Origin of the sequence: Ralstonia pickettii, from assembly GCF_001699815.1 — a bacterium.
Lineage (GTDB): Bacteria > Pseudomonadota > Gammaproteobacteria > Burkholderiales > Burkholderiaceae > Ralstonia > Ralstonia thomasii.
In genome coordinates this window covers 154,305-173,384 of the sequence record NZ_MCGB01000061.1, presented here as the reverse complement: position 1 = coordinate 173,384, position 19,080 = coordinate 154,305, and the positions used below count along the sequence as shown (strand labels likewise).

At 61.3% G+C, this 19,080-nt stretch carries 14 protein-coding genes and 1 riboswitch; of the genes, 8 read left to right on the top strand and 6 right to left on the bottom strand.

The window, feature by feature from the left end; all coding sequences use genetic code 11:
* Positions 1 to 108 precede the first annotated feature (108 nt).
* Positions 109 to 1,056 (top strand): LysR substrate-binding domain-containing protein, encoded by a 948-nt coding sequence (locus tag BEK68_RS11495; protein ID WP_012436379.1) that lies wholly within the window; start codon positions 109 to 111, stop codon positions 1,054 to 1,056.
* A gap of 286 nt (positions 1,057 to 1,342) precedes the next feature.
* Here BEK68_RS11495 and BEK68_RS11490 read toward each other — a convergent pair whose 3' ends face one another.
* Entirely contained in the window at positions 1,343 to 2,353 is a 1,011-nt protein-coding gene (locus tag BEK68_RS11490) for a sodium:calcium antiporter (RefSeq protein WP_012435725.1), read from the bottom strand.
* Between the two features lie 98 nt (positions 2,354 to 2,451).
* A riboswitch (yybP-ykoY riboswitch) is annotated at positions 2,452 to 2,562 on the bottom strand.
* Between the two features lie 660 nt (positions 2,563 to 3,222).
* Between BEK68_RS11490 and BEK68_RS11485 the strand changes: the two genes are divergently transcribed.
* The 3 genes from BEK68_RS11485 to BEK68_RS11475 all read left to right on the top strand — a co-directional run bounded on the left by BEK68_RS11485 (position 3,223) and on the right by BEK68_RS11475 (position 6,801).
* Positions 3,223 to 4,671, top strand: a complete 1,449-nt coding sequence (locus tag BEK68_RS11485) for a carbohydrate porin (protein ID WP_012435726.1) — start codon at positions 3,223 to 3,225, stop codon at positions 4,669 to 4,671.
* A gap of 236 nt (positions 4,672 to 4,907) precedes the next feature.
* Positions 4,908 to 5,114, top strand: a complete 207-nt coding sequence (locus BEK68_RS11480) for a hypothetical protein (RefSeq protein ID WP_012435727.1) — start codon at positions 4,908 to 4,910, stop codon at positions 5,112 to 5,114.
* Between the two features lie 43 nt (positions 5,115 to 5,157).
* A complete protein-coding gene (locus tag BEK68_RS11475; protein ID WP_012435728.1) occupies positions 5,158 to 6,801 on the top strand; it encodes an Nramp family divalent metal transporter in 1,644 nt (547 codons plus the stop codon).
* A gap of 31 nt (positions 6,802 to 6,832) precedes the next feature.
* Here BEK68_RS11475 and BEK68_RS11470 read toward each other — a convergent pair whose 3' ends face one another.
* Positions 6,833 to 7,216 carry a hypothetical protein gene (locus BEK68_RS11470; RefSeq protein WP_233902599.1) on the bottom strand — a complete coding sequence of 128 codons (384 nt, stop codon included), beginning with the start codon at positions 7,214 to 7,216 and terminating at the stop codon, positions 6,833 to 6,835.
* 338 nt (positions 7,217 to 7,554) lie between these two features.
* Here BEK68_RS11470 and BEK68_RS11465 point away from each other — a divergent pair, with 338 nt between their 5' ends.
* Positions 7,555 to 8,343, top strand: coding sequence for a hypothetical protein (locus BEK68_RS11465; protein WP_012435730.1), 789 nt, complete (start codon positions 7,555 to 7,557; stop codon positions 8,341 to 8,343).
* A gap of 39 nt (positions 8,344 to 8,382) precedes the next feature.
* Here the strand turns inward: BEK68_RS11465 and BEK68_RS11460 are convergent, their stop codons facing one another.
* Complete coding sequence (locus BEK68_RS11460; RefSeq protein ID WP_012435731.1) at positions 8,383 to 9,900, bottom strand: efflux transporter outer membrane subunit; 1,518 nt, start codon at positions 9,898 to 9,900, stop codon at positions 8,383 to 8,385.
* Between the two features lie 137 nt (positions 9,901 to 10,037).
* Between BEK68_RS11460 and BEK68_RS11455 the strand changes: the two genes are divergently transcribed.
* Both BEK68_RS11455 and BEK68_RS11450 read left to right on the top strand, forming a co-directional pair.
* Entirely contained in the window at positions 10,038 to 11,258 is a 1,221-nt protein-coding gene (locus tag BEK68_RS11455; RefSeq protein ID WP_021197846.1) for an efflux RND transporter periplasmic adaptor subunit, read from the top strand.
* 12 nt (positions 11,259 to 11,270) lie between these two features.
* Positions 11,271 to 14,435, top strand: a complete 3,165-nt coding sequence (locus BEK68_RS11450; RefSeq protein ID WP_012435733.1) for an efflux RND transporter permease subunit — start codon at positions 11,271 to 11,273, stop codon at positions 14,433 to 14,435.
* 29 nt (positions 14,436 to 14,464) lie between these two features.
* On the opposite strand, the gene BEK68_RS11445 is transcribed toward BEK68_RS11450, so the two are convergent.
* Positions 14,465 to 15,070, bottom strand: a complete 606-nt coding sequence (locus BEK68_RS11445; RefSeq protein ID WP_012435734.1) for a response regulator transcription factor — start codon at positions 15,068 to 15,070, stop codon at positions 14,465 to 14,467.
* Positions 15,071 to 15,147: 77 nt separating this feature from the next.
* On the opposite strand from BEK68_RS11445, the gene BEK68_RS11440 reads away from it, so the two are divergent.
* Positions 15,148 to 16,755, top strand: a complete 1,608-nt coding sequence (locus tag BEK68_RS11440; protein ID WP_012435735.1) for a sensor histidine kinase — start codon at positions 15,148 to 15,150, stop codon at positions 16,753 to 16,755.
* Here BEK68_RS11440 and BEK68_RS11435 read toward each other — a convergent pair.
* Positions 16,752 to 17,675 carry a cation diffusion facilitator family transporter gene (locus tag BEK68_RS11435; RefSeq protein ID WP_012435736.1) on the bottom strand — a complete coding sequence of 308 codons (924 nt, stop codon included), beginning with the start codon at positions 17,673 to 17,675 and terminating at the stop codon, positions 16,752 to 16,754. The genes BEK68_RS11440 and BEK68_RS11435 overlap by 4 nt on opposite strands.
* 343 nt (positions 17,676 to 18,018) lie before the next feature.
* On the bottom strand, positions 18,019 to 18,972 hold the full coding sequence (locus BEK68_RS11430) for a hypothetical protein (protein WP_012435737.1): 954 nt from the start codon (positions 18,970 to 18,972) through the stop codon (positions 18,019 to 18,021).
* Positions 18,973 to 19,080 lie beyond the last annotated feature (108 nt).

Genomic DNA, 19,080 nt, shown 5'->3' with positions numbered 1-19,080 from the left:
GATGGGGCGGATGGCAGCGTTGTCAATGCCGGACCGCCATTCGAACCCCAAGCAACATCGCACGTCCCTTGGTAAAATCTATCGACATCTCCAAGCCGATTGATCGCCATGACGCTCACCGAACTCAAATACATCGTCGCCGTTGCGCGGGAACGCCACTTTGGGCGTGCCGCCGAGGCCTGCTTCGTCTCGCAGCCGACGCTGTCGGTCGCCATCAAGAAGCTGGAAGACGAGCTGGCCGTGCAGATCTTCGAGCGCGGCGCGTCGGAAGTGAGCGTCACGCCTGTCGGCGAGCAGATCGTCACGCAGGCGCAGCGTGTGCTTGAACAGACGATGGCGATCCGCGAGATCGCCAAGCAGGGGATGGACCCCCTGGCCGGGCCGCTGCGGCTCGGGGTGATTTATACGATCGGCCCGTATCTGCTGCCCGCGCTGGTCAAGCAGATGATCGACACCGTCCCGCAGATGCCGCTGATGCTGCAGGAGAACTTCACCGTGCGGCTGGTGGAGCTGCTCAAGCAGGGCGAGATCGACTGCGCCATCATGGCCGAGCCGTTTCCGGAAGCCGGCCTGATGACGGTGCCGCTGTACGACGAGCCCTTTGTCGTGGCGGTGCCGCGCGGCCACGAACTGGCGAAGGCGTCGTCGGTGGACCCAGCGGCGCTCAAGCAGCAAACCATGCTGCTGCTCGGCAACGGCCATTGCTTCCGCGACCACGTGCTGGGCGTGTGCCCGGAGCTGTCGCGTTTCTCGCAGAATGCGGACGGCATCCAGAAAACCTTCGAGGGTTCGTCGCTGGAAACGATTCGCCATATGGTCGCCAGCGGCGTGGGCATTACCGTCCTGCCGCGTACTTCGGTGCCGAACATGCAGCCTGCCGCCACCGATCTGCTGACCTACGTGCCCTTTCAGGAGCCGGTGCCCGACCGCCGCGTTGTGCTGGCCTGGCGCAAGAGTTTCACCCGCATCGCCGCGATCGAAGCGGTGGCCATGGCGGTCGCGCAATGCAACCTGCCCGGCATCAAGCTGTTGCCGCCCACACCGCTCGTTCACTGATCTCCTGATTGGTGCGTTGACCGTTGTCGGCATAGCGAAGAAAATTAGAAAAAGCGCCGACCTGACTGGCGAGAATAGCGAAGTAAGTTAGAAAAAATAGCGAAGTAGGCTGGAGCATGAAAGAGGCGCGCGCGAGTGTCCCGTCCCCGGGGCGCCAGCCTGCCCAGCCATGCAACCAGTGCGGTGCGAGAGTCAAGCATTGTCGTCTTGCCACCGGATGTCCATCGCCGACCGCCTCAGATGCCCGGCTGAGTGTCGGCAGTATGAACCCATGCAAGGCGTCCTGTTAGCGGGTCACTGGAAACCCGATCGCGAGAACAAACGCAAAAAGCGCGTACAAAGAGCTGACTGCTACCAGGGTTCGCCCATGCACGACTCCGCGCCGGAACATCATCCACAAGAACAAGATGGCGACCGCAGTAATGATGCCGGACGCAAGCAGCGGCCCGTCAAATCGCCATGGAGTGTAGAAGATCCCCAGTGCACTCGGGATGGTGGCCTGAATCATCATGGCCCCCGAGATGTTTGCCAGGGCGAGGCGTTCCTTGCCCCGGCGGACCCAAATCAGAGCGTTCATCGTCTCGGGCAACTCCGTCGCAACGGGGCTGAGCAATAGCGCGACAAGGTGTGCTGGCCAGTGCAGCGCTGTGCCAATCGCTTCAAGCTGTGCCACAAAGACGTGTGAAGCGCCGCCAATCACGACCAGCGCGAGCAGCACTTGCAGCACGGCCCACCCCAGTGGAGGTTCCGCCAACTTCGGGCGAATCGAGAGGGGCTCCAGTTCCTCTTCTTCAGGTGCCGTGTCACTGTCCTTGATCTCGCGCCAGACATAGATCGCATAGGCGACCAGGAAAAGAATGCCCAGCCAAGGCTTGTATGCAAAGGCAACAAGCCCCAGGGCAACCTTGACAACAAAGGCGCCCAGGAAAGCGGCCTGGTCCCGGCTCATGCGTGCATGGTCGACTTTGACTTCCGCGGTGGGACGGCCAAGCTCGCGTCGATTCATCATCAACGCCAAACCAACTACCGCATATGCGAGTGTGGCCAGAACAAGCGGGCCGCCCATCGCAGCACCGACGCCGAGATCTTTCTGCTCAGGCGTCGAACCGAAGACCACGGCAACGAACGTGACGGCACTTTCAGGCAGTGCTGTGCCAAAGGCGGCCAACACCGAGCCGACGGCTGTGGCGCCGAGATTCAGTCGCTTGCCGCACCATTCAATGCCGTTGACGAAGTACTCGCAGGCCAAATAGATGGCGCCTGCCGATATCAGGAAAAGACCGATTGTGAGGAGCATGAAATGAGGTAGCCAGGCGAACGAGATAAACCAATGGCGCAACGACGCGCGTCGCCCGGCCTGGGTGTGCACGTCGCGGCCAAAGGTCTCGCCTAGCGGCTCTGCTTGCAGCAGAGGCTGTCCACACCATGAGACGGCAAGGTCTCAAGTTTGTTGACGTGGACTTCCGAGCATTGCGCCCGGAATGGCTACTCCCCAATGACAACGGGCCGGAGTGTATCAGCATCCCCCCTGGCACGCAAAAGTACAAAGACGCCTCAATGTCGCTCACTCGCTGCGATAGATCCCGTGTGCGAGATAGTCGGCTTGAATCGATCCGTCAGGTCCGGCTTAGCTCAGCTACCTATGTAGTCTGTCCAGAGGGCCCGCCGAAATTTGAGGTGCGCAGACACTTGCCCAATTCCGCCGCATTCCCTTTTTTGTAGGCGCTCCTATTCGCCACTTGATTCTCTTCCCTCTTGGCGTTCAGCGTTCTCCCGTTCCATGGCCGGCATTCCACGTTGTTTGACGGCTGCGACGCGTTGCTCAAAGCCAACGGAAAAACTGCTTGCAGGCTTACGTATGACTTTGTTACCCTTCGCCCCGTCAGAACTCGGAGTGATCTCCATGGACAGTTGTTCTAGTCGACCTTGGGTCGCACGTTGAACGGCTAGACAGTTTGGGCGCATCGCTGCGCTTCACCACTGCCTAGCCGCATTGCACGGCGGGTAGTGGATCTTGAGCGGGTTCTCCGCACAAGCCTCTCCCATCATTCGATCGTTTTATCGACACGGCCATGTGGCCGCGTACGCGTTTGCGTGCGTGGTTCCTGGGAGGCTCGTGGTCGGCCCATGCCTACGTCTGTCATAGAAGCAGACGAGGGAGGTCTCATGCTGTTTTTCTCGATGCTGCAGTACGCTTGGGTTGCAGTGCGTCCGCTCGTTCTGGTGCGCGCTGCTGCTCTGCGTCCCCTCCGTCGTCCGGCCTTGCTGGCTGCGATGGCTTTGTTCTCTGCTTTCACGCATGCTGCCCAAGCGCAAGAAGCTCCGGCTTCTGCTCCGGCTGCAGATGCGCTGCCTGCCGGTGGTGAGTTGGGCGACCGCTTCGGCTTCCATGGCCAATCGACGTGGGTCTGGCAAGCCAAGCCCGCCTTCAAGTCGCCGTACAGCGGCGACAACAGCCTGACGGCGGGCCGCGCCACGAGTTATTCCTTCAGCACGACGCTGGACCTGGGCATGCGGCTGTGGAAGGGCGCGGAATTCCACTTCAACCCGGAAGTGGTGATGGGCAAGGCGTTCTCCGATCTGCATGGCCTGGGTGGCCCCACCAACGGCGAGTTGGCCAAGGTCACGGGCACTGACCCGACGCTGTACCGCGCCCGCGTTTTCATGCGTCAGACCTGGGGCCTGGGCGGTGACACAGAAAAGGTCGACGCCGACTTCAACCAGTTCGCTGACGTGGTCGACAAGCGTCGCGTGGTGCTGACCGCGGGCAATCTGCCGGTGCTCGATGTCTTTGATGCCGTGGAGTACGCGCACGACCCGCGCACGCAGTTCCTGAACTGGTCGTTCATGACGCACCCGTCGTTCGACTATGCGGCCGATGCGCGCGGCTACAGCTGGGGCGTTGCGCTGGAGTACATCGACAGCGAGCTGGGCTGGGCCGTCCGCGCGGGCCGATTCCTGCAACCGCTTGAGTCCAACGGCTTGCCGCTCGACACGCGTTTTCTGAAGCACTACGGCGACATGCTGGAGCTTGAAAAGCGCTACACGCTGTTCGGCCAGGAGGGCAAGGTGCGCTTGCTGGGCTGGCGCAACTTCGCGCGCATGGGCCGCTTTGATGATGCGATTGCGCTCGGGCAGGCCACCGGTGCCGCGCCAGACCTGAGCCAGGTGCGGCGCGAGCACGCCAAGGTGGGCGTCGGCCTGTCGTTCGAGCAGAAAGTGGGCGAAAACCTGGGCCTGTTCACCCGCCTGAACTGGTCGGATGACAAGACCGAGACCTATGCTTTTACCGAGGTGGGCCGCAACGTGTCGTTCGGCGGTCTGCTCAAGGGCACGTCCTGGGGGCGGCCGAATGATGTGTTGGGGGCGGCCTTTTCGCTCAACATGCTGGGCCCGGATCATCGTGCCTATCTGGCGGCGGGCGGCAGCGGCGCCTTCCTGGGTGACGGCGCACTGAACTATGGCCACGAGCGCATACTCGAAGTGTTCTACAGCTTTCAACCGGTCAAGGGCATCACGCTCAGCCCCGATTTTCAGTTGATCCAGAACCCCGGTTACAACCGGGACCGCGGGCCTGCCAAGTTCTTTGGCATTCGTGCCCACGCGGAGTTCTAACGCCTACGGAGGACCCATATGGACAGTCCGAGTCGACCTTATCCGACAACCACATCAGTTTCCCACTAGGCCAGTCCGCCGCACGGTTTTCCCTGCTGCTGACTTGCCGCCCAGGCAAGGCAGCGGTGTCTGCATCGCTCCTTGATTGTTTGAATCTGCCGCCAGGGTAAGACGACCCCTGTGCGGCGATTGCCGCATGCCATGCACCCGTCGTGCGCATGTGGCGAGGAGTACCTATGCGCAAATTCAACATCCCCGCCCGTCGTTTCTCGGCAATCGCGCTGCCGTTCAGCTCGCCGTTCGTGCAGGCCCGGGCCGGTGCGCCCGAGCGTGCCAACGCCGTGCCCGCCACCTCCAACCGGCGTGCTGACGACGGTGGGCAGCCGCTCTCCAACCACGGCTACGCTGCCGCTGCCGTCCGGCTGTCGCGCACCTATTGGTAACCGGTGGGTCATCCAATCACCCAATAACAAATCGGAGGTCGCTATGACCCAACTGACTTCGGGCATCGACACACCACCACGTCATGCCGCTCTCGACGACGCCCATGTGGGCGACATCCGTGGGGCGCTCGGCACCATCGCCCACCATGACACCGGCGCGCGTGATAGCTGGCGTGCGCGCTTGCGTACATTGCTCGCCATCCTCGGGCCCGGCCTGATCGTGATGGTCGGCGACAACGATGCCGGCGCCTTCGGCACCTACACGCAGGCCGGGCAGAACTACGGCACCACGCTGCTCTGGACGTTGCTGCTGCTGATCCCTGTGCTGTACGTGAACCAGGAGATGGTGCTGCGCCTGGGCGCCGTCACGCGCGTCGGCCATGCGCGGCTGATCTTTGCGCGCTTCGGCAAGTTCTGGGGCAGCTTCTCCGTCATCGACCTGTTTCTGGTGAACGCGCTGACCTTGGTGACGGAATTCATCGGCATCAGCCTGGCGCTGGAGTATCTCGGCATCCCGCGTCATTGGGGCGTGTGTGCAGCGGCCGCGCTGGTGATGCTGGCCGCCTCCACGGGCGACTTCCGCCGCTTCGAGCGCTTTGCGCTGCTGCTGGTGGCGGGCAGCCTCACGCTTATTCCCATCTTTGTGATGGTGCACCCGCCGATGGGGCAGGTGGCGCGCGACTTCTTCGTGCCTGCTCTACCGGCCGGTGCACCGCTGGCGGAGGTAATGCTGCTGATCATCGCCATCGTGGGGACGACGGTGGCGCCGTGGCAGTTGTTCTTCCAGCAGAGCTACGTGATCGACAAGCGGATCACCGCGCGCTTCATCCGCTATGAGCGAGCGGACCTGTGGCTGGGCATCGTGCTCGTGATTGCCGGTGCCGTGGCGATGATCGCCTTCAGCGCGCAGGCCTTCCACGGTACGCCAGAGTTTGGCAACTACACCGATGCACTGGGCACGGCGAAAGGGTTGGAAGCGCACTCGGGCCGCTGGGCCGGTGTGCTGTTTGCGATCGCGCTGTTGGACGCCAGCATCATCGGCGCATGCGCGGTGTCGCTGTCCACGGCCTATGCTATCGGCGATGTGTTCGCTGTACGGCATTCGCTGCATCGCAAGCCGACGGAGGCCAAGGGTTTCTATGCGATTTACTTCGGGCTGACGCTGCTGGCCGCAGGGTTGGTGCTGACGCCGGGTGTGCCGCTCGGGCTGTTGACCAACGCGGTGCAATCACTGGCCGGCGTGCTGCTGCCGAGCGCGACGGTGTTCCTGCTGCTGTTGTGCAATGACAAGGCTGTGCTGGGCCCCTGGACGAACGGCCGCGCGATGAACATCTTCACCGGCGGTGTGGTGGCGGTGCTGGTGATGCTCTCCGTCATCCTGACGGCGGCGGTGCTGTTTCCCGGCATCGGCGAATTCGAGATCGGCGCGATCCTGATCGGCGGTTCGCTCATCGCCATTGTCATGTCGCTGGTGTTGTGGCACATCGAGCGGCGCAGTCATCGACCCCAGCATCCACTGCGCGTGAGCGTGCTCGATCGCGACCACTGGACCATGCCGCCGCTGGAGCAGCTCACGCCAGCACGTTGGACACCGCTCAAGCGCACGTGGATGTTTGTGCTGCGGGCTTATCTCGTGGTGGCCGCTGGACTGGTGCTGGTGCGGATCGCTGGGCTGGTGACGGGATGAGGCTAGGCCAACAGCCTACATACATCTTGCCTCACGCGCCGGGTAGCTGAAGCGGTTTTGAGTCCAGTTTGCCAACGGGGACAAGGGGTTGCTCGCAATCCCGGATGTTCACGTATACGTGCGCGTCCTTTTTCAACGGGCTGTCGAGAGGCAGTTGCACCACCACGTGTTGCAGTTTATGGCTGCTATGCATATATCTGCCGGCCGTGGTTCCGAAGTCGAACCTTACGACAGCAACCGGAGGATACGCTGCAGACAGGTCTCGCCTTTGGCGGCACAGCGCTCCGAACCGCCCCAGATCCGCTGGTGCACCAATCTTTTCGATTTCTCCGAGTCTCCATCCCTCGTCGTAGGCATATTTGCCTTCATAGATAGTCGAGCAACCGGCGAGGGACATGACCAGCATTGTGCTCATGGTGCGCATCTGCAGTGCGGAAGGAAGAGAGCGCATTCTGAGAACTCCTACCATCATCTGCCTCTTGATACTCCATTTGGACCTATGGCCACGAACCTGTTCGATAGGCATAGCGCATACTTGAAAAGTCCTGCCCTCCATTCAGTGTAGGTCACGTCTCCCACACAGTGATACCGTACAAATCACAGTGCGCTATTTGTCGAACGCGGTAAAAGAGGAAGACCGACAGAGTGAAAACGAAAACGCATCTCATGCAGGTTTTCGTTTGCGTCACCGGGTTATTCGGAAAAACGCATGCACGACGTCTATGCTTCGGCTGCCAGAAATTGGAGCCCCCCATGCAACACACTCGCTTATCCAGCCTTGTTGGAGTCATCGCAACGGTACTGGGTCTAACTGCGCTTCCGGCGTATGCCGTCCTTCCTGATGAGATTCAGGTCTACACCGGTGACATCAACGCGCCCGGCGAGTTTGGACTGGAGTTGCATCTGAACACGACGCCAAGCGGCATTGGAGAACCGTCTTATCCGCGCGAGGTCACGACACCGCATGGCTGGCGGGGCACTGCTGAATTCTCTTACGGCTTGACGCCTTCGGTGGAACTCGGTGTGTACGTCCCAACCGCGCTCACGCGCGAAAATACCTACTACGTCACCGGGCCAAAGGTGCGCGTCAAATGGATGCCCGTCCGACCCGAAGACGGTGTCGGTTACTTCGCTGGTCTCAACGTCGAGCTTGCTCATGTTGCAAGTCGCTTTGAGCAATCACAACAAGCGGTAGAGCTCCGGCCGATTTATGGCTATCAGAATGAGCAATGGCTATGGGCGCTCAACCCGGTGCTCGACTGGAATCTCTCCGGCCAGGATCGCAGTGGCGTGCCTGAATTCGCCCCGGCCCTCAAGATCGCCCGTACGGTGTCCACAGGCATTCGTGCCGGATTGGAGTACTACGCCGGTCTGGGTCGCGTCGACCATGTCTTGCCATTATACGAACAGCAGCACACGGCCTTTCTCGCGTTTGACGTGGATCGCAAGCCGTTCGTTTTCAACTTTGGCGTGGGCAGAGGCTTAACGCGCGCCACCGACCGGTGGACGTTCAAATGGATCTTTGAAGTCCCATTGAGTTAACCGTCAGCCCTCAGCGAGAAGGCTGGCGCCTCATCGGTTTTAGCGCCGTGCGACGTCAGCGTTGGGCCGGTTCCACCACCCGCCACCTAGGGCTTGAAACAGCGCTGCCGTATCGGCGAATCGGTTTGCACGCGCCCCAATCGTGGCTTGCACAGCAGTCTGGTAGGCCTGTTCTGCATTCAGCACAGCGAGGATGTTGACCTGGCCGATCGCGCGCTGCCTATCCGTGATGTTTAGAGTTCGGTGTGCTGCCTGTTCGGATCTGAGCGCGGCTTTCAGCACGTCGGCATCGGCATCTAGCGCGTGCAGGGTATCGGCGACGTTCTGGAATGCAGTGATGACGGTGCCACGGTACTGCGCCTCCGCTTGATCGACCCCCGCATCGGCTGCCCGTTTTTTCGCCAGCATCGCACCACCATCGAAGAAGGTCTGCGCCACATTGCCGACCAGGCTCCAGAAGACGTTGCCGTCCCGGAACATCTGGCTGAAGATTTCTGCGGTGCCGCCCTTGGTGCCGGTGATCGTCAGTTGGGGCAGCATATTGGCGATCGCCACGCCCACCTGCGCTGTTGCGGCGTGCAGCTGTTCTTCGGCTGCGCGCACGTCAGGGCGCTGCCGGACGAGATCCGATGGCAGCGACACGGGCAAGTCCTGCGGCAGCGTGAAGTCTGCAAAGGTGAACGTCTCGGCGATGCCTTCGCTAGGCAGCTTGCCGGCCAGTGCAGCCAACAGATCGCGCTGAACCGCCAGTTGCTTTTGCAGGTTGGGTAGCGCCTGCTCGGCCTGCGCAAGCGCCGTTTCGGCAGCTGCAATATCCAGCCCCGTTACCGCGCCCAGCGCGAACTGCTTGTGCAGGTTGTCGAGCAACTGCGTATTGATGCCGACAATGCGTTGTTGCGCTTCAATCTGCGCGCGCAGCGAGGCTTCCTGCACTGCCGCCACCACGATGTTGGACGCAAGGGTGAGGTGAGCCGCCTCCATCTGGAAGTACTGTGCCTCTTCGGTGGCCTTCAGTGATTCCACCTGCCGGCGGTTCAGGCCGAAGACGTCTGGGGCATAGCTCACCGTGAGCTGCGCGGTGTGCAGGGTGTAGATCGGTGCGCCAGAGGTGAGCGTGGGCGAAATCGTGCCGACGGCGTTTTGCTGTCGGCTCGGTTGATACGAGCCTTGCAGCATTGGGAAGAACGCTCCTTGTTGCGCGCGCGTTTGCTGCTGCGCCACGCGCAGTGCAGCCTGGGCGGCGGCCAGCGTGGGGCTGGCGGAAATCGCATCGGCAATCGTCTTGTTCAGCTTTTCTGACTGGAACGCCTTCCACCATTGATCGGAAACTGGCATCCCCGAGACAAAGCGCTGTGCTTCGCCGCCCTGCGTGGCTGCAGCCGATGTCTGCTGCGGCAGCGGCTTGGGCGTATAGCCAGTCACTTTCGGAGCATCCGGAGTCTTGAAATCCGGTCCGACCGCGCAGGCGGCGGTCAACAGGCATGCCGCCGCCACGATGGTCAGGCGCAGAAGAACAGTGGCGGACGATGGCATGCCGTGGGCAGTGTTGGCGGGCATGGAAGCACCCAGTTTGGTCGAATGGCGCCGATTCTATGGGGGCGTCGAATCGTTGCGAACTGTGATTCATCACAGTAGACCGCTCCACGTGCGGGCAGCATCATGCGGGCAAAATTTCTATCAACTGGGGTACTGCTGTGCAGGTTGATTACAAGTCCGCAGCCATTGGGGGCGTTGTCGCCGGGTTGGTCGTTGGCGGCCTGATGTGGGGAATCTGGGGGCAAAAGCGCTCGGAAGCTGCGCCCACACCATCGTATGCAGCCGCGCCGGTCACCGTGCCAGCGCCACCCTCACGCGATGGGCAGGCCGTGACCTTGAGCCAGGGCCAATTGCAGTACATCAAGGTTGCGCCCGTAGAGTTGCGCGAATTCGCCAACCGGCGCGAGGCGGTGGGCAATATCGACTTCAACGAGGACCGCGCTGTGCAGGTCTTCACGTCGTACCAAGGCAAGATCCGCAACACCTACGCCAAGGTGGGCGACATCGTTGCCAAGGGCAAGCCGCTGTTCGATATCGACAGCCCTGATCTGGTGCAAGCGGAATCCACGCTGATTTCCACTGCTGGTACGCGCAAGTTGACGACTGATGCGCTCGCTCGTGCGCGCCAGTTGTATGAGATCCAGGGCCTGGCACAGAAGGATCTGGACCAGGCTATCTCCGACCAGCAAGCCGCCGAGGCGGCCTACAAGGCCGCGCGTGAAGCCCTGGCTGTGTTCGGCAAGACGCCCGCACAGATGGACCAGATCGTGCAGACGCGCAAGACTGATTCGCTGCTGACGGTGGTGAGCCCGATCTCGGGCCAGGTGACCGCGCGCAGCGCGCAGCCAGGCTTGCTCTTGCAGCCCGGCAACGGTACGGCGCCATTCACGGTGGCTGATGTGTCCACCATGTGGATGCAGGCGTTCGTGCCGGAAGCCGATGCACCGCTGCTGCACGTCGGCCAGCCGGTCAAGATTCACGTCATGGCGTTCCCAAGCCGGGTCTTCAACGGCAAGATCACCACCGTGGGTGCATCGGTCGACGCCAACACGCACCGCATCCTGGTGCGTTCGGAAATCGACGACCCGAAGCACGAACTGCGCCCCGGCATGTTCACTTCATTCGACATCACCACCGGCGCGCCCATCCAATCCCCAGCGTTGGCGATGGACGGCGTGGTCCGCGAAGGCGACGGCACCATGACCGCGTGGGTTACGACCGACCGCAAGCGCTTTGCGCGGCGCGTGATCAAGCTTGGCCTGGAGCAGGATGGCTTTGTGCAGGTGCTCGAAGGCCTGAACGCAGGCGAGCTGGCCGCCAACGAAGGGGCACTGTATCTGAGCACGGCTGCCTCCGGCAGCGTCAATAGCGCTAATTGAGGGGAGTTCACCGTGCTCAAAGCGATTCTGAAGCTGTCGCTGCTGCGACGGCCGCTGATCCTGTTGTTCCTGCTGGCGTTCGTGACGGCAGGGCTGTTCGCGTATTCCAAGCTCAACATCGAGGCGTACCCCAACCCCGCTCCCGTCATTCTCGAAATCACGGCGCAAACGCCCGGTCTGTCGGCCGAAGAAATGGAGCGGTACTACACCGTGCCGATGGAGATCGGCCTCGCGGCGACGCCCGGTGTGGAGAACATCCGCTCCACGTCGTTCTATGGGTTGTCGTTCGTGCGCGTGACCTTTAAGTACGGGATCGACTACTACTTTGCTTACACGCAGGCGGCACTTGCCCTCCAGCAGAACGTCAGCCTGCCCAACAATGTGCAGCCGCAAATTCAGGCGTCCAGCCTGGTCGGGGAAGTGGTGCGCTATCAGTTGAAGGGCCCGCCCCACTTTGGCCTGACCAACCTGCGCACCTTGCAGGATTGGGTGTTGCAGCGCCGCCTGAAGACCGTACCGGGCGTGGCGCAGGTCGTCAGTTGGGGAGGCACGACCAAGGAGTACGACGTCGAGGTCGACCCGAAGAAGCTGGAAGCCTATGGCGTCACCCTGCCGCAGATGATGACGGCGCTCGGTAACGCCAATATCAACGTCGGCGGGCGCACGATCAACTTTGGCCAGCAGTCAGTCAACATCCGCGGCGTGGGTCTGATCCAAGACGTGAAGGACATCGACAAGATCGTCCTTACGCAGACCAATGGCGTGCCCGTGCAGGTCAAGGATGTCGCGAAGACGAAGATTGGTTTCGCGCCCCGTCTGGGCATTGCCGGCCGTGACAACGAAAGCGACGTCGTCACCGCCATCGTGGTGATGAACCGCACCATGCAGACCAACGACGTGGTGGCGCGCGTCAAGGCCGAGCTGGACAAGATCAACACCGATGGCACGCTGCCGGCAGGCGTGAAGGTCGAGCGTTACTACGACCGCTCGGAGCTCGTCTCGGTCACCACGCACACGGTCATGCATGCGCTGCTGTTTGGCTGCCTGCTGGTGTTCTTCATCCAATGGATCTTCCTGGGCGATTTGCGCAGCGCCATCATCGTTAGCGCCAACATTCCGTTTGCGCTGTTCTTCAGCATCCTGATCCTCTTGCTGACCGGCGAATCCGCCAACCTGCTATCGGTGGGCGCGGTGGACTTCGGGATCATCGTGGATTCGTCGGTCATCCTGGTCGAAAACATCTTCCGCAACTTCCAGATGCCGGCGGCGGAGCAGACGCGCCTGCTGATGAGCCGTGACGCGAAGATGCTGGGCTTCCGCGTGCCGGAGCGCTTGCGCATGATTTTCGTCAGTGCGCTGCAGGTCGATCGCGCGGTGTTCTTCTCCGCACTGATCACTGTGGCCGCATTTGTTCCACTGTTCACCATGCAGGGGGTGGAAGGCCAGATCTTCGGCCCGATGGCGCGTACCTATGGCTACGCGTTGGCGGGCGCGCTTATCGCCACCTTCACGGTCACGCCGGCGCTGTGCTCGTACCTGCTGCCCAAGAAGATCGAAGAGAAGGAAACCTGGCTCGTTCGCGCGTTGCACAAGGTCTACCAGCCTGCGCTGACGTGGTCCTTGTCCAACCGGCGCATTGCCGTGACGATCGGCGCGGTCGTGCTGGCGGTAACGGCGGCGCTCATGCCGCTGCTGGGTACGGAGTTCCTGCCGGCGCTTGAAGAAGGCAACCTGTGGATTCGGCTGACGATGCCGCAAACGGCGTCGCTGGAATCGGGCGTGGTACCGGTCGCGCGCATGCGCCAGATTTTGCTCAAGCACCCCGAGGTGCGCACGGTGGTGTCGGCCCACGGTCGCCCCGACGACGGCAGTGATGCCGCGGGCTTCTACAACGCTGAATTCTTCGTGCCCCTCAAGCCGTTCGACCAATGGTCGGCGGGGATGACCAAGGAGAAGCTGATCGCGCAGATCCAGAAAGAATTCACCAGTGAGTTCACCGGGGTCGGCCTGAACTTCTCGCAGTACATCCAGGACAACGTGGAAGAAGGGTTGTCGGGCGTGAAGGGGGCCAACTCGGTCAAGATCATCGGCCCGGACCTGCAGGTGCTGGAGCGGCTTGCCGATCAGGTACAGGGCGAGATGAGCGAGGTCAAAGGCATCACAGACCTGGGCATCTTCCGCGTGCTCGGTCAACCGAACCTGAACGTGCGCATCAACCGTGAGGCGGCCGCGCGCTATGGGCTCAACACTGGGGATGTGAACACCGTGGTGCAAGCGGCCCTGTCGGGCTCTCAGGCGACCACCATCCTGGAAGGCGATCGGCAGTTTGCACTGACGGTGCGGCTGGCCCCGGAGTACCGTGCCACAATCGATGCGGTGCGCAACATCCGCGTCGCCTACTCGAACGCGAATGGCGGCAACGCCTACATTCCGCTCTCGGCGCTGGCTGACATCACGCTGGATACGGGGGCGTCGTACATCTATCACGAGAAGAACGCCCGCTATATTCCGGTCAAGTTCAGTGTACGCGGGCGCGACCTGGGCGGCACGGTGGAAGAAGCGCAGCAGCGCATCGCCCAGCACGTCAAGTTGCCGCAAGGCTACCGCATCGAGTGGGCGGGTGAGTTTGAAGAACTCGAACAGGCCAAGCAGCGGCTCGCGGTCATGGTGCCGATCAGCATTCTGTTGATTCTGGTCCTGCTCTATGGACTGTTCAATTCGCTGCGCGATAGCCTGATGGCGCTGGCCGGTATTCCGTTTGCGATCACCGGTGGGGTAGCGGCACTGTTCCTGACGGGGCTGGACTTCAGCGTCTCGGCGGCCATTGGGTTCGTCTCGTTGTTTGGTGTATCGGTCATGGACGGCATCCTGATGATCACCTACTACAACGACTTGCGCCGGGAGCGCGGCCTCCAGCCAACTGAAGCGATGTTCCATGCGGCGCAACAGCGCATGCGGCCAATGCTGATGACGGCCCTGTCGGCGTGTATCGGCCTGTTCCCGGCGGCGATTTCCACGGGCATCGGCAGCCAGGTGCAGCGGCCCCTAGCCACCGTGGTTGTGGGCGGCATGTTGGTGGGCCCGTTGATGCTGCTGGTGATCGTGCCTGCGTTGCGGATGGTATTCCTCGGCAAGGAGCCGCCTGAAGACTCGCCCCTTGAGGAAGCGCCGGTCTGAGCGATGGCCGCCGCTTCGTGCGGCGGCCCCTATGGTTTGATAATGCCCGAGCTGGAAGCCCTGACCACGGCTTCGATGCGCGTGGCGACGCCCAGCTTTTCGCGCGCATTGTCCATATGGAAATCGACCGTGCGCTTGGAGAGCCCAAGAATCGTGGCGATCTCACCCGATGTCTTGCCGCGCGCAGACCATGCTAGCACCTCGACCTCACGCTCGCTCAGTTGTACGGGCGGATGTGCGGTATGCGTGCGCGGCCGTCTGGCGAGCCGGGTCTGCACAATGCTCATCAGGATTTCGAAGTCGACCGGTTTGGTCACATAGTCATCAGCACCCAGGCGACGCCCACGCAGTTCAGAGTCGCGTTGCGCCATCGCCGTCAAAAAGACGAACGGAATTTCAGCATAACGTGGCGCGAGCGTGCGCAATTGCTCCAGCAACTCGAACCCGGTCATGCCCGGCATGCCTACGTCGCACAGCACCAGATCGGGGGCTTCGCGCAGGAGCATCGCCAGCCCGGACTCACCATCGTTCGCCGTGATCACGGTGTAGCCGTGTTCGGCCAGTTCTTCGGTGATCAACTCGGCGGTTTCAACGTCGTCTTCAATGCAGAGGATCTTGGGGTTGGCTGGCTTCATGGGGATTTCAGCTGGTGGTATGGTGACTGATGCTCCGCTCATGACGTCGTCAAGAAAAACTGCGCAGGACATTACCTATGCAATCGCCAAAAACGGTCACAGCCGCGCCAGACGGGCGGCGCTTTGGAATCGCATCGCCGTTGATCCTGCGTCCCATCCGGGTCCGGCTGACGCTGGTGTTCGTGATCTTTTTACTGCTGGTGGTCGGCGTCGGCGCTTTCAGTATCGACCAACTGGCGAGCTTCCACAGCGTATCTGCGCAGATCAGCGGGCGCTGGCTACAGAACAGCCGGATTCTGGGCGACCTCAACAACTACATCTCGGATTATCGCGCGGCCGAAGGCGATTTTCTGATCGCCTCATCACGCGCTGACCTGCGAGCCGCCGACGAACAGGTCGCCATGCTCGACAAAGCGATTGCCACGTCCCAGGCCCGCTACGACAAGATCGAACACGACAGCGCCGAGCACGAGCTTTACAGCCAGTTTGTCACCCAATGGAACACGTATCGCGAGCTTGCGCGACGGCTGATGATTTCTGCCAAGGCAGGCGACGTAGCGGGTGCTGCGCGGCTCTATCACGCGGATTCCAAACACGCATTCGACTTGGCCAACGACACCTTGGGCGTGATGACCGAACGCAGTGTCGCTGGCGCCACGGCAGAAACCGAGCGAGAGGCGCAGGCCTACCACGATGCGCGGCAACTCATCGTTGGGGCGATCGTTGTGGCGGCATGTCTGGTCGTGCTGGCCGTGATCTACCTTGTCTTTGCCGTGTCGCGCCCGATTGCCGTGCTAGTGGATCGCATGCACCGCGTTGCCAACAACGATACCCAGATCGACATCCCAGGCTTGGACCGCCACGACGAGATTGGCGACATCGCGCAAGCCGTGGCGCGTTTTCGAGAAAACACAATCGAACTGGGGCGCAGCAAAGATGTACTGACCGCCCAGGCGGCCGTATTGCAGGAGACGCTTGACAAAGAGCGCCGCATGGCCGAACTCCAACGCAATTTCATCTCAATGGCGTCGCATGAATTCCGTACGCCACTGGGCGTGATTGACGGCCAGGCCCAGCGGTTGATACGCACGCGTGATGCGTTGCAGCCCGAGGCGCTCGAAGAACGCTGCGGGAAAATCCGGGCGGCCGTGCAGCGCATGACGCACCTGATGGATCACTTGCTCGACTCTTCGCAGTGGCTGGATTCCACGACGCCAGCAGCGATGCGGCGCACCGATTTCCCGCTTGCAGCGCTTCTGCACGAGGTTTGCGAAATGCACTTGGAAGGCACGCCGAGCGCTCGGATCGAGGTGTGCATAGAGACGGATGAGCCGAACACATTCTTCGGCGATGCCCGGCTCTTATTCCAGGCCTTCAGCAATCTTGTCGGCAACGCCGTTAAGTATTCGCCGCCAGGCGCACCGGTCAGTGTGCGTATGCGCAGCGATGCCGACGGTGTGTCGGTAACTGTGGAAGACCGGGGCCTGGGCATACCAGAGCGCGATATCGAGCGCTTGTTCGAGCGCTACGTGCGCGGCGGCAACGTTGCAGGGACGGTTGGAGCAGGTGTCGGGCTTTACTTGGTGAAGCTGGTCGTGGAACTGCACCGAGGAACGATCACTGTGACCAGCGAAGAAGGCAAAGGCTCAAGATTCAACGTGTTCTTACCGCGACTGAACGGCTAGCTTGTACCGGCTGTGAGCCTGTCTACGGGATCGACGTGGGTCATGACATTGAGAACATCATGTCTTTCCATGACGCGTCGCCTTGCTTCCAGCGCGATGTCGTGACCGACCTTCACGGTTGCGGTGCTTTCGATCTCCAAGTGCGCGTCCACCAGGATCATGTCGCCCATCTTGCGTGTCCGAACGTCATGAACGCCAAGCACGCCTGGCGTGCCGAGCATTACTTGCCGAATTTCGGTCGCTGTCTCTTCATCGACGGCTCTGTCCATGAGATCGTGCAGAGCATTCGAGCCAAACTGCCACCCCATTCTGGATACCATCAGCCCCACAATGAGTGCGGCTACCGGGTCGAGCAGGTGAAATCCAAGCAAATTGCCGATGATGCCGAGTGCGACCACCAACGAGGAGGCTGCGTCGGAGCGAGCATGCCAGGCGTTCGCTATCAGCATGCTGGAGCGCACGCGCTCGGCGACGGCCAGCATGTACCGGAACAACAGCTCTTTGCTCACCAGTGCGCCAAGTGCGACCCACAAGCCAATCAACTTCACATGTGAAATTGATTCCGGATGCTCCAGCTTTGTCACCGCACTCCAAAGCATCCCGATGCCTACGCCAAGTAGCAGCAAGCCCAAAACCAGGGATGCCGCTGTCTCGAACCGAAGGTGACCATAGTGATGTTCTGCGTCCGGTTCCTTCTGGCTATGGTGTCCGGCAAAGAGGACGACGAAATCCGAAACCAGGTCGGAAAGCGAGTGAATTGCGTCGGCTATCAACGCTTGTGAATGGGCAAGAACGCCAGCAACCAGTTGCGCGGCCGTTAGGGCCAAATTGACACCCACGCTCACGAGAGTGCTGCGTTTCGCCGCGCGCTTGATGGCCGGTGTCTCGCTGTCGAAATCGATCTCGGTTGGCTGTTGCATGGTCTGGTTTGTCTGATGGTCGAGGACCGGTCACCTTGAGGGCGAGCGCCTGGATTTGTCCGCGATCATAGGTTGAGAATTGACCGTTTGGGGAATAACCGGCAGCCGCAGAAAAGAATCCGCATGAGAGGCGTTCGCATTCGCTGGTGCACTGGTGGGCACAAGTGCAATACCGGGATCCCTGATCTAGGAAAGCGGCGTTTTCAGCCACAAGCCGGATCAGATTGCCTCGGGGTCAGAAAGCCATTTGCATCGAACCGAGTGCTTCATGCCAGATGCAATTGGCAAGGGGCGAATCTAAGTCCCTATCGACCATTTTGAACATGCACGCTAAGACAATTCGTTAGTGAGTCAGCATCGGCCTTCCGAACAGCGCCGGCAGGAAATCGTCCAGAAAGAACAACACCTGAACGTTCGCGCCGACACCGCGCGTTGATCCGTGGGTCAAGGGGAGGACCAGTTCCGCTGCCACCTGCCACGTATCCTTGACATAAGCGAAGCCTGGGTTGACGGTGCCACGCGTACGCTGGCCCCGTGGTGAGTCGAATGCGAATTCGACCAACGGGACCCATTGATGGAGCGGCTCCTCTTTGGGGAGCACGCCTGGTACAAACCGATCCGTCAAATAGAGCGTGCTGTACTCCAATGCGAACCCCCAATGCACCGTGGTGACGTTGGCTGTCCTCACAGGGTTGAACTGTCGCGTCATCGGGTCGTAGCTCAAGTTGTCCGATGTTTTGCTGGTCGGCACGGCCACGCTGACGCCAGCGGTGATGCCCAACGGCCGAAGCCAAGACCACGCCTCAGGCAAGGCACCCAACCCCTGACCTACATACAGGCTGGGGGCAATGGTCGCTGACGTGCTGGCGCCGAGTCGTCTGGCGCCGGTCTGGGGCAGCCCATAGATCAGCGAGGCGGCAACAAGCGTCTCGTTCAGATCGTCTTCGTAGAGCCGGGATTTGAGAATCAGGTCGGAACCGGTTGCGCCTGGCTGGCGTGCACTGTCCCAGTCGCGCCGGATGAAGCCGCTGTCAAAGCCGATCGAGACCTCAGGTGTCAGCAACCGCGCGAATGAGACTGTCGCGCCGCGATCCGTGACGTTGCGGCTGTTGTCAGGGTGCTGCACAGCGCCGGCGGTGATGGAAAATTCGTCAGCAACAGCGGGGTCGTCGAAATTCAGCGTTCCCGGAAAGAAGCGGTTGCCAGCAATGCCATGCGCATGTGATGGGCTGGAGACGAGCGCAGCAAGAGCGAACGCTGCCGCGCAAATGCGGGCAAATCTAGATGGGTGGTACATGGCCGGGAGAGCGTCCGCGGTCAGGCCGCGACAATGTTTTCTTGTTTTGGTTGGGCGAATGCGGCACCCACATGGCGGGGTACCGCCCCCGTTCTAATCGTCCGGAGG